Genomic DNA, 15,012 nt, shown 5'->3' on the forward strand with positions numbered 1-15,012 from the left:
TGTCTAGATGCTGTGAGGATGTTGACAGATTCTTTGCCGCAAGATTAGACTCACCGATTAAACGTACTGTATCGTTTAGATAAACAAGCTGTGTCTCACCGATGAAAGGAGATGCCATGGCACCGATCGCTCCGCTCAAGATGCTCGTCGCGCCCGCCGCCAAGGCCATCACCCGACTCGGTTCTTCCATGACCTACGACGATGTCCCCTGCGCCGTTGAGGCGCGTTCGGACAGCTGCCCCTACCTGGGCCACGTCCCCTACTTTGCACCCAAGCTCGCATCTGATCCCGAGCAGCGTGAGCAGTAATCCAAGATGCATCTAGCACCGCACAACTCGCGGCGCTACTGTTTTGGCGCAAAGCGACCTGTCCCCCTTGCGCCAACGCCGGGATTGTCGATGCTGCGGCCGCGGCGCGATATGAGGCGCGAAACCTCGCCCAGCAACACGCCGATCACCACACCCATGAGGATCGGCAACTTTGACATCTCGGCGGGCGAGCTGTTAAGCGGCACGATTGTCGCAACAATCGAAAGCACGAGCTCTACCACCGGCACCGCAAGCGCTACCGCAAGCACCTTGCCCTCGAAGGGCGCGCGGAACACACGTGGGCGGTCGTCGTATTTACGCAGGCGCCAAAACGCCGGGAACATCGGGATATAGCTCATGAGCAGAAAGACGACGTTCATCGAGAAGAAGACCCAAAAGACGTCGGAACCTTCGCCCAGCGGAATCTGAAGTAGCAGCACCAAGCTGGCAAAACAACCGTTAATGAGTGCTGAGCCGTTGGGCATGCCGGTCTTCTTGGACACCAGCGCAAAGGGGCGCGGCATGTTGCCGTGGCGCGCGGCATAGCTCGCCACGTTGTTGACGCCAAAACTCCAGCAGATCATGTTGGCGAACAGCGTCACCAAAAAGGCCACGCCCACGACCATCGTCAGCGGGTGAGCGCGCCCCACCATGGCGGCAACCGCGTCCACAATGCCCGAATCGAGTGAAAGCTGCTCGGTGGGAACCGCGGCTCCAATACCGATGCCACAGATAATGTAGATCGCCGCGATGGCAACGCCACCGGCGATAACCGCCTTGGGGATATCGCGCGATGGGTTCTTCATCGTGCTGGCAAAGGTCGCGACCACCTCAAAGCCCATAAAGTTGAATAGGATGATTGAAAGATACGTCAGTGAGTTAGTGTCTCCCAGATCGGGGACAAAGGTCTTAAACGACATATCGTTGGCAAAGCCGTTATTGCAGGCAAACCAGATGCCGACGATTCCCACCACGGCGGTAATGAGCACCTTGATGACGGCGCCGCCATCCATGACCCAATCGGCCTCGGCCACCGGCTGCATTGCCATGACCGTGACGCCCCACACAAAGGCAAGCTCGATGGCAATTCGGACCCCAAGCGAAAATTCGATGCCCCATACCGCATTGATGACACTGGGGAACATGCAGGCGATACTTGCCACCCACAGTGGAAAGTTGACCCAATAGCACCAGGAGCAGCGGGCGCCCCAACGGTCGCCCAAGCCCAGGCGAACCCAATCGTACAGACCGCCCTCGGAATCGAACGCCGTACCGAGCTCGGCCACCACCAGGCCATAGGGAAGCAAAAACGTAATGATGAGGAAGATCCACCAGAAGAACTGCACGTTACCCATGGCAGATGCCGGAGCGGCCGCCTCGATGGTAAAGACAACGCAGATAACCGAGAGGATGACCTCGAACAGGGAGAACTTTTTACCTGCCACGACACGCTCCCCCTACAGCAAAAAGGATGGCATCTGTACCGAAGGCGCAGCCCAAGGTAGGGTTGCAGGCCGCGTCACCGGTGCAGGTGCCATCCCAAAGAGAAGAGAGGATGCAATTGTTGGACCAACGCTCGCGGAACAGGCGCGTGTAGATAACGATACGCTGGTACATAGATACTCCGATCAAAACGGCCGCGATTGCGACCGGAATCTTTTGGCAATTGAAGACGCGTCTGACCTGGGATATTCAAGCGAACAATTGGCCTAACCCGCAATAAATCCCAGATCAGACGCGTACTCAATCAAAGAGGCGGGCACTCCGAAGTGGAGGCAACGGAGTGCCCAAAGAAAAACCCAGCCGACCAAGACATCGAATAAACCGACCATCAATGCCCCGAGATGGTCACGGTGCGATTCATCGACTGTCCGATTGATCGGCTGGGTTTCCGAGGTGCGGCAGATTGCCCTGAAAGAGGAGGGCATAGACCTTAAGGGTCATGCCCGACGATTGAAGGGCAAGGTGCCGTGCCTCGGGAAGCCAGACAATTACGCGGACGGCTCCTGCTGCGTAATGCAGTGGATGTTGCCGCCGCCGAAGACGACCTGCTCGGACTGGACGCCGACGCACTTGTAGACGCCCTCGCCCCAGACCTCGTCATAGATCTTCTGGAGCGTGTCGACGGCCAGCTGGTCGTTCTCGTCGCCGTACTGCGGGACGATGACGCCGTGGTTGGTGACCAGGTAGTTCATGTAGGACGCGATCAGCGGCTCGTCGGGGACGCGCGGCTCGGCGTTCTCGTCGGCGTCGATGGTGTCGCAGGAGGCCTGGTCCATGAACAGCGGGTTCACGGGCATGCAGAGCTTGTAGACCTTCATCTTGCGGCCCTTGGCGTCAACGGCGTTGGAGAGGGTCTCGTAGGCAGCGTGGCACTGCTCGTAGAACGGATACTCGGGATCGTCGGTCCAGATGCAGGCCATGACGCCCGGAGCGATGAACGTGGCAACGTCGTCGATATGACCGTTGGTCTCCTCGGGGTCGATGCCCTCCTTGACCCAGATGACCTTCTCGACACCCAGGTAATCCTTGAGGTGCTCGTCCATGTAGGCGCGAAGCTCCTCGCTCCAAGGCTCAAACTTCTTGTGGAACTTGGGCCAGATGGACTCGGGATCCTCTTCCTCCTCCAGAACCGCAGAGCAGGTGCGGCCCGGGGAAAGCAGGCACTGGTCGGTCACGACAAGGGTGCCCTCGCCGTCGACGGTGATGGAGCCGCCCTCGAGGATCATGTCGTCGGGACGATAGCGACGGCAGCCGGAGAGCTCAGCCATCTTGAGGGCGATCTGCTCGTCCTTGTCCCACGGAAAGTACAGGCCGTCGACGAGGCCGCCGTAGGCGTTGAAGTGCCAGTGGTTGGCGCGCTTCTCGCCCTTGCCGTTGATGACGTAGGTGGCGGCGGTGTCGCGGAACCAGGCGTCGTCGGTGGTCATCTCGATAACGGTGACGTTCTCGTCGTTCTCGAAGACGGCCTTGCAGTTGGCATAGTCGACCTGGTTGGCGCACATATAGACCGGGGTGAACTCGGAGATGGCGCGGGCGATGGCGGCATACTGCTTCTGAGCCGGCTTGGCGCCGTGGGCCCAGGTGTCGGTGCGGTGGGGCCAGCCCATCCACACGCGATCCTGCGGGGCGAACTCGGCGGGCATAAAGAAGCCGTCGGCCTTGGGGGTGGACTCGGACTCGGTGATCGTACGCATAAGATTTCCTCCAAATCGAACGATCGTTTGCCGCGGGCGGATTACCCGCAGCCTAAAACCAAGAGATAGTGGGCGCCCGTCCCCCGGCAAAGGTCGGGGCGCCCGGTGCCGGTTTTCACGGAGCCGCACCGACGAGCGGCAACGTAACCAAGTGCGTGGAGACAAACGCACGAAGGATACGAGAGAGAGGTTGGGGCGGGCGGTGGTTACCGGAGCTATCGCTCGCACCCGCCCCAGGAAATAGTGAGCAAATTTGTCGCTTTGGGCACGCCCTCGAAGAGGCTAGAGTGCCTGGAGTCGGGAGCGACAAGCCCGACGAAGCGCACGTTGGTACGCGAGGAGGGTTGGAGCCCCAGAACCGGGTGCTCTAGTTCTCCTCGGCCTCGGCGGCCTCCTCAGCGAGACGCTGAGCTGCCAGCTCGGGAGTGAGGCCCTTGTACTCGGTCTCGCGGCCCTTAGCGCTGACGACGCGGACAACCTCGCCGATGAGCAGAAGCACGATGAAGATAACGATCATCGGGAGCTTGTCGCCAATTTCAGCGGCAGAGAACGGCACCAGCGTTGCAACGATGGCCAGGATCAGCTCGATGCAAGGGATGGCCAGCATGACCTTCATCATGGCACCCTTAAACGGGAACGTGAAGATGCGCTCGCGGTCGGGGTCGTTCTTGCGAAGGTTGAGGAACGCCGGGAACATCGGGATGTAGGTCAGCAGCAGGAAGACGACGGAGGTGCCGAAGAGCATCCAGAAGACGCCGTTGGAGATGGCATCGATGGGAACGAGCTGCAGGCACAGCACCAGGGAGGCAACGACGGCGTTGACCAGGTTGGCACCGTTGGGCATGTCGTCATCAGAGATCATCGAGGCGAAGACCTTGGGCATGTTGCCGTGCTCGGCAGCGTAGCGAGCAACGGAGTTAACGCCGAAGGACCAAGCAGCCATGTTGGCGAACAGGGTGATCAGGAAGGCAATGCAGATGACCTTAAAGATCATGGAGTCGCCCACCATGGTCTGGACTGCATAAATCATGCCGTAGTCGGGGTCGATGGAATCGGCCGGCACAGCAGCGCCGATGCCAAAGCCAGCGAACAGGTAGATCACGGCGATGGACAGGCCACCGACGATGATAGCCTTGGGAATATCGCGAGCGGGATCGGCCATGTCATCGGTCATGGTGCAGATGACCTCGAAGCCCATGAAGTTAAAGATGATGATCGACAGGTAACCGAGAGCGTTGGTGTTGGTGAGCTCGGGCAGGAAGGTGGCAGCGGACATGTCGTTCGCAAAACCGTTCTCCATGGCATACCAAATGCCCAAAGCGCCAACGATAACGGCGACGGCGACCTTGATGATGGCGCCACCGTTAAGGACCCACTCGGAGTCGGCCGCCTTGGAGCGGCCCATGAGGTAGACGATCCACACAAAGGCAAGATCGATACCCATCTTGGCGATCAAGTTGAACTCAACGCCAAAGACCATGCCCAAAATGTCGGGGAACATGGTAGCCAGCGAGGCAATCCACAGCGGGTAGTTGACCCAGTAGTAATACGAGATGCGGGCGCCCCATTTGTCGCCCAGGCCATCGCGTACCCAGTCGTAAATGCCGCCCTCGCCGTCATAGGTGGTGCCGAGCTCGGCAACAACCATGCCATAAGGAAGCAGGAAGGTCAGGATCAGGAAGATCCACCAGAAGAACTGCTGGTTGCCAATGGCAGCAGCAGGAGCGGCGGCCTCGCAAACGAAGACGACGCAGATGATGGTCGAAATGACCGTCAAAAAGGAAAGCTTTTTCTTTCCGTCGCTCATGATGAGCTCCTTCGCTCAGTCTTGGACAGATCCGAGGCCCAAGGTACTAAGGCAATTGCCTGAGCCTCGGTGAGCGGGCGACAGGAGACGAGCATCCGCCGCCCGCAAACGTGCGTTTAGCAGGCTTAAGGCTTAGAGCTGCTCGAGAGCCTCGAGAGCGGCGTGAAGCTCGGCCTTGGCGGAGTACTCGACACCCTCGTCGTTGAGCGGGGTGCGCTTGCCCAGGGCAGCGAGGAGAGCACGGATGGAGTGCTTGCGGTTCTCGGCCTCGACCCAGCACAGGGAGCGCTCGGGATCGTCCATAACCTCGTCGACGACTTCCTCGTTGCGAGTGGCCGGCAGGCAGTGCATGAACTTGGAGTTGGGGCCGGCGAAGTTCATCATGTCCATGGTGACCTGATACTTGGGGTAGAACACGTCCATGTAGTTCTCGCCCGAGACCTCCTCGTCGTACAGGCCATACCACACGTCGGTGTAGATGAAGTCGGCGCCCTTGATGCACTCGATGTCGTCGGAGATGACGACGGAGCCGCCGGAGACCTTGCAGTTCTCCTCGGCGACGGCCATCATCTGCTTGCCGAACTCGGCGCGCTCCTCAACGGTGCCAACGTGCAGGCCGCCGTCGGGGATCTGGTGGCCCTTGGGTCCAAACTGGACAAACTTCATGCCGACCTTGGAGGCGATGAACATGAGGGAGACGCAGACCTGGGTGGCGTCGCCGATGAAGGCCAGGGTGCAGTCCTCGATCTTCTTGCCCTCGGGGAGGTTCTCGAGCATGGTCATGAGGTCGCCCATCTCCTGCGTGGGATGGTTGAACTCGGACATGCCATTGATGACGGGCACAGCGGAGCCCTCGGCGAGGCCGACGACGTCCTTGTGACGGTCAACGCGAGCCATCATGATGTCGAGCAGCGAGCCCATAACGCGAGCGGTGTCGCCCAGGGACTCGTGACCGCCGAGCTGGATGGTGCCAGGGCCATAGAACTGAGCATGGCCGCCGAGGTCGGTCATAGCGGTCTCGAAGGAAAGACGGGTGCGGGTGGAAACCTGCTGGAAGATCATGCCAAGGCTCTGGTTGCGGAGCAGGTGCGGATAATAACCGTCAACCTTGATGGCCTTCTTCATTGCCAGGCCAAGATCCTCGATAGCCAGGATCTGCTCTTTGGTGAAGTCGTTGGTGTCGATGAAATCCTTAGGCAGCGCCATGTCGATTCCTTTCCGCCGGTCGTGCCGACTATTGCTATGAGGCGCTCGAACATCACGCCTCGTGTTGACAAGACCATCATTCACCCGTATGCAATTTTTACCTAGTTTATTCGGGATTAAAGACCGTTCACGGAGTTACACCCCCTCTAAACCAATATAAACCCGCAGGTAGCCAGCTTGCAGGGGGTTTACTATCTAGAACCGCGAACGGTATACGGCTATGCTGTATCTCGGCGCCTAATCCGCAATGGAACGAAGGGTTGAGACGTCTATATCCCACAAGGTATACAGGGCTCGGCCATAGATGAAATGAGATGGGACGGTGGCAGATGAACACCCTGATGTTCTTCTATACCCTAGCGATACTCGTGATCTGTATTGTGACGGCAGTGCTTTCGCTTGCCGCCTATGCCTCGTCTCGTCGACGCTTCTTTATCTATGGCAGCGGCGTTTTTATTTGCTATGCCATCGAGATGACCGAGATCTTCTTTTTTGAATACACGTTGCAAAACCAGAGTTTTCCAGCCAGCGACTATTACTCAATTACCATGCCTGTGTTGCGGACCCTTGTGGCGACCGCTTCACAAGCTTTTATCTGGCTCATTGCCATGGACTTGCTCGACAAACATTCAAAAAAGCAGTTTGTTATTCCCGTCGCAACGTTCTTCCTGAGCGAGCTGCTGGTCATTGTCGCTGTCCCCTACGGCCCCATGCATCAATGGCTCTACTACACGATGCGTCAGGTATTCCTTGTATTTGTGGGACTGTATATCTTTTGGACGGCGCATAAAAGCACGCAGGTCGAGCTTAAGGCGCGCGTCAACAATCAACGAAAGCACCTCATTATCGGCGCCATTCTGGTCGGGTGCATCGTTGCCGAGGATTTCTACAACATCCTTGTTGTTCCCATGAGCCTGGCACCCTCTTGGCTGCAGCTGTACCTGTCCGAGCGCAACTTTAGCGAGAACATCTTTGCGTGCTACTTTGCGATTCTGCTGATCATCTATGCCTATCACGTGCTTTCGATTCGCATGCAGGAGGCGCCCGAGGAAAAGAACGTCAGCGATCTTGATCGACACATCGAAGAGCAGATGCCCTTCTATCGCAACGCCTACAAGCTCTCCAACCGCGAAACCGAAGTCATGCGTCTGGTTGTGTTGGGCAAATCGAACCAAGAGATCGCTGACGAGCTCTTCCTTGCCGTGGGCACCGTCAAGACCCATATCCACAACATCCTGGTCAAAACTGAGCAGCAAAACCGCACGACGCTCATCCTCCACTTTTGGAAACGATAACCTACCAAAAAGGGACAGGTTTATTTTGGCAGGTTTTATCTGGGCAAATGCCAAAACCGCCGCGAGGGAGCTACTTTCCCTCGCGGCGGTTTTCTAGCAGTAAAACCAAGTGAGTAGGCTTTTGGCGGGATGCCGAGCACGCCCCAAAACACCACCGCCCTGACCTGCGGTTTTATTGAGCGTTTGGCGCGGTGTGCTCGACAAGTCCAAAAAAGTCTACTCACTTGCATCTGAGAGGCATCCGATAGACAAAAAACCGCCGCGAAAAGGGTCCGGACCCCGTTCGCGGCGGCTGTTCGCGTTGGTTTTGCGACGGTTTTGCCCGCTTGTTACTCGCTGTAGCGGGTGGCGATGGCAGCTTGTACCATGCCGGCGCTCATGAGGTACGTCACCAGGAAGTAGCCACCATAGGCTGCCAGGAAGATCGCACAGGTGAGGCCCACGGTGCCGCCGATGCTCATATTTCCGAATATGCTCACCAGCTCGATGATCACCTTAAGTGCCACAAAGGAGTGCGCTAGGCCCACTGCCAGCGGGAACAGGAAGAATACCGCTTGCTGCGCCATCACCGAATGGCGAATCTGGCGGTCGTCGCAGCCGATCTGTGCCAGCACACGATAGCTGCGGCTGCCATCGGCCACGTTGGAGAGTTGCTGGATCGACAGAATCGCCGCGCATGCAACGACCAATACAAAGCCGATGTAGATGGCTAGGTAGCTAATAAGACCGTTCATTTGCGCTGTTTGCGTGTACATCTCGGAGCGTGTGATGAAGGTTCCCCACGACCCCGGCTTCTTGCCGTCAACGAGCAGATCGTCGAGCAGAGTGTATTTAATGCTCTCGTCTGCCTCGGTCGTATCCATCCCCTGTTTGTAGTTAACGAGCAGGCTACTGGAATACGGCTGCAGATTAAGTTGGGACAACAGCTCGTCGGCAACGACGACGGTACCCAGATTACTGCCCATCGCCGAGTTGGCGATGGCCGCCGTATCTTCGTCCGACTTATCGGTTGCGGGCTTGAGCGTATGCCCGCCCAAGGTAAGGGCATGGCCACCAGCCATATACTTGGTGTACAGGTCGACCAGCTCGCCGCCCATATCACACGTGAGCAGATACTGGTCGTGACCGATGTGCACCGGCTCCTCACCCATCATCTGACGCAGTTTGTTGTACTGGCTCGCCGGCGTCACAAACAGACCCATCGTATCGGCATTGCTACCCCCGAACGCCTTGGGAAGCTTTTCGCCCATGATCTTGCACATCTCACTTGGGGTCACCGAAGGATTCGAGCTGCCAAACGGGTAACTCAGATACGAATCGATCTGCACATGCTCACCGGCAACATCGGCGATATCGACCTTCTTGCCGGTCTCGTCGTTGTTGTCCGCCGAACTGTCCCTGCCGTGCCATGCGGGGTACAAATCGACCGTTGTATCGGCCGGCACCATGCGATCGGCTTCATCAGACGGATTGACGTACTCTTTGTAGTAGTCGAGCGTATCGGGCGTGTAATAGACATACGTCTGTGACACGTCAACAGGGTTATAGCGCTCCAGGTTTTCGTTCATCACATTGGCAATCGACATACCGCACGTCACCGAGGTGATGGCCAAAAACAGGAGCATCGCGATGACGCCCATCGAAAAGCACACCGTGTTGACCTTGGCCGCAAGCTGGCGCACGGTAAACATGTTGAGGCCGCGCCAATACACGCCGCGCAGGCTCTGCAGCAGCTTGATGAGCATGCCCGAGAGTCCCCAGAACAGGGCAAAGGTGCCCACGGTAACCATAGCGGTCGTAATGCCAAACTGGTTCATGGCCTCTTGCAGCTTGCTGTCCGTCGCGGTTAGCGGGAACCCATCACGTAGCAGACGGTAATAGGCCACACCCACAAGCACCACGCCCACGGCAAAGATGGCAATCGCAATCCAGGGGTTGCGCGTCTTGATGCTCTCGTTGCGACGCTCGGCACCCATAAGCTCGATGAGTTTGGTACGACGCACGGCGCGAAGGTTCAGCAGTAGCGTAAGCACAAACATTACGAGCATGCAGGCAAGGGTCAGATTGAACGCATGCACCGAGAAAAAGAAGTGGAAATTGGCGATCTGTGTCTTAAAAAGCGAGGCCGTAAAGAACGTCATGAGCTGGGAGAGTCCCACACCCAGCACAATGCCGGCGACAAAGGCCACGACCGAGACAATCACCGTCTCGAGCGCCATGATCGTGGCGACGCGTCCGCGCCCCATGCCGAGCACCTGATACAGGCCAAACTCCTTCTTGCGGCGTTTCATGATGAAGTTATTGGCATACACCATCAAAAAGGCCATGACACCGGCCAAAAAGTACGTCAGGTCGCCGAGCATGCTGCCCATAACCTGCACCAAGCCCTCTTCATCGATTCCGGCAATGTCGACCTGCATCGAGACGGTATTGAAGGCATAGAAGACCGTGACGCCCAGGGTGAGCGTCAAAAGGTAGACGAGGTAGTCGCGGCCGGCGCGGCGGACGTTACCCCAAGCGAGTTTACAGAGCATCGGAGCCCTCACCGCCCATCATGGCAACGACCTCCATAATGCGGTCGAAGAACTCTCGGCGATCGGTGTCGCCGCGGCGCAGCTCGGTGAAGATCTTGCCGTCGCGAATAAACAGCACACGGCTCGTGTAGCTGGCGGCAAAGCTGTCGTGCGTGACCATGAGCACGGTGGCGCGTAGACGGCGGTTAAGAGCCTCCAGGCTCTCGAGCAGCAAACGGGCGCTCTTGGAATCGAGGGCGCCGGTGGGCTCGTCGGCCATAATCATAGTGGGGTCGGTGACGAGCGCGCGAGCCGCGGCAACGCGCTGCTGCTGACCGCCGGACATCTGGTAGGGATACTTGTCGAGCACCTGACTGATGGACAGACGCGCGGCCACGTCCTGCACGCGGGTCGAGATTTCGGCCGAATTCACACGGGCGATGGTGAGCGGCAGGGCTATGTTCTCGCGTGCCGTGAGCGTATCGAGCAGGTTGGAATCCTGGAAGATAAAGCCGAGCTCCTCGCGGCGAAACTGCGAAAGCTTGGCCTGCTTCATGCGCGTCACGTCCTGGCCGTTGATGCGGATCGTGCCACTTGTGGCGCTATCGATGGTCGAGACGCAGTTGAGCAACGTCGACTTGCCCGAGCCCGAGGCGCCCATGATGCCAACGAATTCGCCGCGGTTGACGGTAAAGCTGACGTCGTTGAGCGCGCGGGTCACGTTGCCCAGCGCTCCATATACCTTTTCGAGATGCGCGACCTCCAGTACCGGGGTCGCCATGTGCGTGGTTTGCATACCGAGTCCTTTCTTGCGATTAGTCTACGGCATCTATAGTCGCAAGAAGACGAGTCGGCTACCATCGATATGGCTTACGCTTGCCTTACCGTTGTGTAAGGTACGGGTAGCTAGCCTGTCACTTGTTGATGTTGAGAGAGGACTCCTGTTGAAAACTGTTCATGTTGCCGCTGGGATCATTCGCAAGGAAGGATCTGACGAGCTGCTTGCCGTGCAGCGCGGCTACGGCGACATGCGAGGACTTTGGGAGTTCCCGGGCGGCAAGCTCATGCGCGGCGAGTCGCCCGAGGACGCCGTACGCCGCGAGCTCATGGAAGAGTTGCAGGTAAAAGTCACCAATCTGCGCGATTTCTATACCGTTGAGTACGACTACCCCGATTTTCATCTCTCCATGGAGTGCTACTACTGCTCGCTGGCTAAAGAGTCTGGCGAGCCCCAGAAGCACGACCGCCAGCTCGATATCCGCTGGATTCCGCGCACCTCGCTTGCCACCGTTGAGTGGATGCCCGCCGACAAGGGACTCATTGATGCCCTAATTGAGTTGAAGGAAGACCGGCTTGAGGCCAACGGCGTTGCCAACGACGCCGAGGCCACCGCGACCGACGAGCCCGCCACCAAGCCCAAGCGCGCACCTAAGCGCCGCAGCAAAAAGCGTCCAAAGCCCGGTCTGTTGGACGGCATCGACACCTCGGACCTTTCCGCCGACGAGCGTGAACTCGTGCGCCGTCGCGCCGCTATAAAAAAGTCCATGAAGGGCAACAAGCGTGCAAACACCAAGCCCGAGCTGCTCGTACGACAGCGCCTGCGCGCCGCGGGCCTTACGGGCTATCGCTTGGAATGGAAGGTTCCCGGCAAACCCGACATCGCCTTCCCCGGGCGCAAGATCGCCATCTTCGTCAACGGCTGCTTTTGGCACCGCTGCCCCAAGTGCAACCCTAGCCAGCCCAAGCGCAACGTTGAGTTTTGGGAGGCAAAGTTCCGTCGCAACGTCGAGCGCGACCGCGCTGCCGTGGCAGCACTCACTCAAATGGGCTGGACGCCTATAACCATCTGGGAATGCGAACTCAAAAAAGACCGCATCGACGGCACGATGGAAAAGGTCATCGAGCAGGTGCGGGCCGCAGAGCCGCAGCGCTAGGAACGAGCCGTCCACACGCCCCGCACAGGCGAGCCACATCCACGCCACAAACCTTAGAAAGCCCTTAAGCCCAAAACCTTTCAAGAGTGTTACTCGATAGCTTTGACCTGCGGTTTCATCGTAACACCAAACCAGGTTAAGCCTTTCTTTAGCGCTTCTTTGCAGCAGCCGCGGCATAATACTGCCAACGCACGGGATCTAGCAGCATACCCCGTGCGCAACCTTTTGGTGGACATCGAGGAGGCCGCATAAGCATGCATTCTTCCAATGACGCAGCACAGCAGCCATCCCTAAAACATGCAGACCTTTTCTCCTTCCCCCCGACACAGAGAAACGGCCTCCTCGACTCCCCCACCACAAAAACCAAACGCTCAACCGACCAGGAACTCAACCTGCGAGCATCCTTCGAAAAGCTCCAAGCATCCCTAGACAAAACCTTCCCCAACCAAGCCCGGGCATACCAATCCCCCATCAGCAAAGAAGCCCTAACGCCCCACCCATTTCTGCCCTAACGCCACAAGGGCAATCGAGCAGGACGGCTTGGGCGGGTCCCCGTACTTAGTTTCCAAAATCATTCCGCAGCGCGAAGGCCCCCGTCGCCAACGCTTCGTAGAAGCGAGGCAACGGGGGCCTTCATGCGCGAGGACGTTTTGGAAACTAAGTACGGGGACCCGCCCAAGCCGTCCGGTGGGATCGGAGTACCCTTGCTGTTACTCTGCCTTGCCCACAGAGTTAAGGTTGGTCATGCGGATCTTAACCAGCTCGGTGATCTCACGCATACCCTCCTTGGCCGGCTTCTTGGGATCGAAGCAGGCAGGGTTCTCGGCCATGTAGGCCATGAAGCCCTTGGTGTAGGCCTGACGCAGCTCGGTGGCGTAGTTAACCTTGCAGATGCCGTTCTTCACAGCCTCGGCAACCTGCTCATCGGGCACACCGGAGGTGCCGTGCAGAACCAGCGGCACGTCGACGGCGTCGCGAATGGCCTTGACCACGGACTGCTCGATGTGCGGATCGCTCGTGTACACACCGTGGCTGGTGCCAACGCCAATAGCGAGGGAGGTGCAGCCGGTACGCTCGACGAACTCCTTGGCCTCGGCCGGATCGGTGTAGGGGCTCTCGCCCTCAACCGCGGGACCGTCGTCCTCCTTGCCGCCAACCTTACCGAGCTCAGCCTCGACGGGCACGCCCATGGCGCGGCCAGCGGCGGCGACGGACTTGGTCAGGGCGATGTTGTCCTCGAAGGACTCGTGCGAACCGTCGATCATGACAGAGGTGTAGCCCGTGCGGAAAGCCTGCATGCAGCGGTCATAGCCATCGCCGTGATCGAGGTGCAGAGCGACGGGCACGGAAGCGCGCTCGGCGGCAGCCTTGACCATGCCGTAGAAGTAGTCCAGACCAGCGGTCTTGATGGTGCCCGGGGTGGTCTGCATGATGACGGGGGACTTGGTCTCCTCGGCAGCGGCCAGAACGGCCATAACAAACTCGAGGTTCTCGACGTTGAACGCGCCGACGGCGTAGTGGCCGGCCTGAGCGTCCTTGAGCATCTTTTCGGTGGTAACAAGTGCCATGAGCGTTTGCTCCTCTCCCTCGCCCGCATCTGGACATCGGGCGTAGTTGTTCACAAGGCGTTTTACCTTGCGTTTTACTGCGCTCATTGTATGAAATTCAGCGGCTTTACACGCGCGAGATATTGAGCCCATGCAGGTCAATACAGTCGTTTTTGAAAAGTAAACGGAAGGAATTGGAGCCGAGTGGGCGTATTCGATATTGAATTTTGGGCGTTCAGCGTCTTTCTTTTATAGAAAAGATAAGTAATCGAAAGGCGTTTTCTTACTCAAAAAGAAAATGAACGAAAATAGACTCAACACAATTCCTGCAAATTTCGGTTGAGAATGGAGCAGCTATGGCCCATGCGACAACCCGAGCTTTCGCCGATGAGCGTCGTTCCGCCATCATGGAAATGCTCGAACATAACGCCTCGGTGCAAGTGGCAGAAATCGCCCAGACCTTTGGCGTGTCCTCCGTTACCGCCCGCGCCGACCTGGACGCGCTCGCCGAGTCCGGCAAGTTGCGCCGCACGCATGGTGGCGCCGTGTCTCTCCAGAAGCGACTGACCGTATCCACCCAGGATCGCCGCATCAACGTCAATGTCGCCGCCAAGCAGGCCATCGCGCAAAGCGCCATCGAGCTCGTCGGCAATGGCGACACGCTGCTTGTCGACTCGGGCACCACGGCGCTCGAGTTCGTCCGGCTCCTCGATCAGCGCGACGGCATCACCGTCATCACGGCCGACATTACCATCGCCGATTATATCGACGAGAGCATGCCCTCGGTCGATGTCGTCATGCTGGGTGGGGCACTACGCAAAGGTCATCGCTATCTGTACGGCCCACTTACCATGCAGGCGCTCCAAATGGTCCACGCCGACCTTGCCGTCATGTGCCCCGGCGCCTTTGTCCCCCGCTGCGGCTTTACGACCGACTTTCCGCAGATGGCCGAGACCAAAGCGGCTATGGTCGGCGCCGCCCGTCAAAGCGTCGCCCTCATGGACGCCAGCAAGGTTAACGGACGTGGCATGTACCGCTTTGCCGAGCTGGCAGATGTCGACACCATCGTGATGGACCGTGACCCCGATCATGCCGTTGCCACCTCAATCGCCGAGATCGTCGACGACGCCCGCCCAAATCTCCTCATCGCTGACGCTTAAACAAAAACCACCACAAAGGTCTCCTTTGTGGTGGTTGAGCATCAG

General features: G+C 58.3%; 12 protein-coding genes. 4 read left to right on the forward strand and 8 right to left on the reverse strand.

Annotated elements, in window-relative coordinates; all coding sequences use genetic code 11:
* Nucleotides 1-116 precede the first annotated feature (116 nt).
* Nucleotides 117-308, forward strand: a complete 192-nt coding sequence (locus ACGHIZ_RS10005; RefSeq protein WP_117774346.1) for a hypothetical protein — start codon at nucleotides 117-119, stop codon at nucleotides 306-308.
* A gap of 35 nt (nucleotides 309-343) precedes the next feature.
* Here the strand turns inward: ACGHIZ_RS10005 and ACGHIZ_RS10010 are convergent, their stop codons facing one another.
* From ACGHIZ_RS10010 to ptcA, 5 genes are all read right to left on the reverse strand, one after another.
* Nucleotides 344-1,753, reverse strand: coding sequence for an APC family permease (locus tag ACGHIZ_RS10010; RefSeq protein WP_117774345.1), 1,410 nt, complete (start codon nucleotides 1,751-1,753; stop codon nucleotides 344-346).
* On the reverse strand, nucleotides 1,743-1,925 hold the full coding sequence (locus tag ACGHIZ_RS10015; protein ID WP_147327489.1) for a hypothetical protein: 183 nt from the start codon (nucleotides 1,923-1,925) through the stop codon (nucleotides 1,743-1,745). Before ACGHIZ_RS10015 ends, ACGHIZ_RS10010 begins: the two co-directional genes overlap by 11 nt.
* A 374-nt stretch (nucleotides 1,926-2,299) precedes the next feature.
* Nucleotides 2,300-3,505: an agmatine deiminase family protein gene (locus ACGHIZ_RS10020; protein WP_117635777.1), complete on the reverse strand. Its 1,206-nt coding sequence runs from the start codon at nucleotides 3,503-3,505 to the stop codon at nucleotides 2,300-2,302.
* Nucleotides 3,506-3,872: 367 nt separating this feature from the next.
* Complete coding sequence (locus tag ACGHIZ_RS10025; RefSeq protein WP_117774343.1) at nucleotides 3,873-5,312, reverse strand: APC family permease; 1,440 nt, start codon at nucleotides 5,310-5,312, stop codon at nucleotides 3,873-3,875.
* A 132-nt stretch (nucleotides 5,313-5,444) separates the two neighbouring features.
* A complete protein-coding gene (ptcA, locus tag ACGHIZ_RS10030) occupies nucleotides 5,445-6,518 on the reverse strand; it encodes a putrescine carbamoyltransferase (RefSeq protein WP_390447834.1) in 1,074 nt (357 codons plus the stop codon).
* A gap of 329 nt (nucleotides 6,519-6,847) precedes the next feature.
* Here ptcA and ACGHIZ_RS10035 point away from each other — a divergent pair, with 329 nt between their 5' ends.
* Nucleotides 6,848-7,813, forward strand: a complete 966-nt coding sequence (locus ACGHIZ_RS10035) for a response regulator transcription factor (RefSeq protein WP_158558644.1) — start codon at nucleotides 6,848-6,850, stop codon at nucleotides 7,811-7,813.
* Nucleotides 7,814-8,142: 329 nt separating this feature from the next.
* On the opposite strand, the gene ACGHIZ_RS10040 is transcribed toward ACGHIZ_RS10035, so the two are convergent.
* Both ACGHIZ_RS10040 and ACGHIZ_RS10045 read right to left on the reverse strand, forming a co-directional pair.
* Nucleotides 8,143-10,347 (reverse strand): FtsX-like permease family protein, encoded by a 2,205-nt coding sequence (locus ACGHIZ_RS10040; protein ID WP_390447838.1) that lies wholly within the window; start codon nucleotides 10,345-10,347, stop codon nucleotides 8,143-8,145.
* Nucleotides 10,337-11,122: an ABC transporter ATP-binding protein gene (locus ACGHIZ_RS10045; protein WP_275689291.1), complete on the reverse strand. Its 786-nt coding sequence runs from the start codon at nucleotides 11,120-11,122 to the stop codon at nucleotides 10,337-10,339. Before ACGHIZ_RS10045 ends, ACGHIZ_RS10040 begins: the two co-directional genes overlap by 11 nt.
* Before the next feature lie 148 nt (nucleotides 11,123-11,270).
* On the opposite strand from ACGHIZ_RS10045, the gene vsr reads away from it, so the two are divergent.
* Nucleotides 11,271-12,260: a DNA mismatch endonuclease Vsr gene (gene vsr / locus ACGHIZ_RS10050; protein WP_390447841.1), complete on the forward strand. Its 990-nt coding sequence runs from the start codon at nucleotides 11,271-11,273 to the stop codon at nucleotides 12,258-12,260.
* Between the two features lie 710 nt (nucleotides 12,261-12,970).
* Here the strand turns inward: vsr and ACGHIZ_RS10055 are convergent.
* Complete coding sequence (locus ACGHIZ_RS10055) at nucleotides 12,971-13,828, reverse strand: ketose-bisphosphate aldolase (protein ID WP_368156619.1); 858 nt, start codon at nucleotides 13,826-13,828, stop codon at nucleotides 12,971-12,973.
* Between the two features lie 335 nt (nucleotides 13,829-14,163).
* Here ACGHIZ_RS10055 and ACGHIZ_RS10060 point away from each other — a divergent pair, with 335 nt between their 5' ends.
* On the forward strand, nucleotides 14,164-14,967 hold the full coding sequence (locus tag ACGHIZ_RS10060) for a DeoR/GlpR family DNA-binding transcription regulator (protein WP_390398971.1): 804 nt from the start codon (nucleotides 14,164-14,166) through the stop codon (nucleotides 14,965-14,967).
* Nucleotides 14,968-15,012: the final 45 nt, after the last annotated feature.

It is taken from the genome of Collinsella sp. i05-0019-G5, from assembly GCF_042851345.1.
GTDB lineage: Bacteria > Actinomycetota > Coriobacteriia > Coriobacteriales > Coriobacteriaceae > Collinsella.

Excerpts from the sequence above, each read along its gene's own strand:
- ACGHIZ_RS10005 (WP_117774346.1), top strand. The coding sequence starts at position 117 with ATGGCACCGATCGCTCCGCTCAAGATGCTCGTCGCGCCCGCCGCCAAG.
- ACGHIZ_RS10015 (WP_147327489.1), bottom strand. The coding sequence starts at position 1,925 with ATGTACCAGCGTATCGTTATCTACACGCGCCTGTTCCGCGAGCGTTGG.
- ACGHIZ_RS10020 (WP_117635777.1), bottom strand. The coding sequence starts at position 3,505 with ATGCGTACGATCACCGAGTCCGAGTCCACCCCCAAGGCCGACGGCTTC.
- ACGHIZ_RS10025 (WP_117774343.1), bottom strand. The coding sequence starts at position 5,312 with ATGAGCGACGGAAAGAAAAAGCTTTCCTTTTTGACGGTCATTTCGACC.
- ptcA (WP_390447834.1), bottom strand. The coding sequence starts at position 6,518 with ATGGCGCTGCCTAAGGATTTCATCGACACCAACGACTTCACCAAAGAG.
- ACGHIZ_RS10035 (WP_158558644.1), top strand. The coding sequence starts at position 6,848 with ATGAACACCCTGATGTTCTTCTATACCCTAGCGATACTCGTGATCTGT.
- ACGHIZ_RS10040 (WP_390447838.1), bottom strand. The coding sequence starts at position 10,347 with ATGCTCTGTAAACTCGCTTGGGGTAACGTCCGCCGCGCCGGCCGCGAC.
- ACGHIZ_RS10045 (WP_275689291.1), bottom strand. The coding sequence starts at position 11,122 with ATGCAAACCACGCACATGGCGACCCCGGTACTGGAGGTCGCGCATCTC.
- ACGHIZ_RS10055 (WP_368156619.1), bottom strand. The coding sequence starts at position 13,828 with ATGGCACTTGTTACCACCGAAAAGATGCTCAAGGACGCTCAGGCCGGC.
- ACGHIZ_RS10060 (WP_390398971.1), top strand. The coding sequence starts at position 14,164 with ATGGCCCATGCGACAACCCGAGCTTTCGCCGATGAGCGTCGTTCCGCC.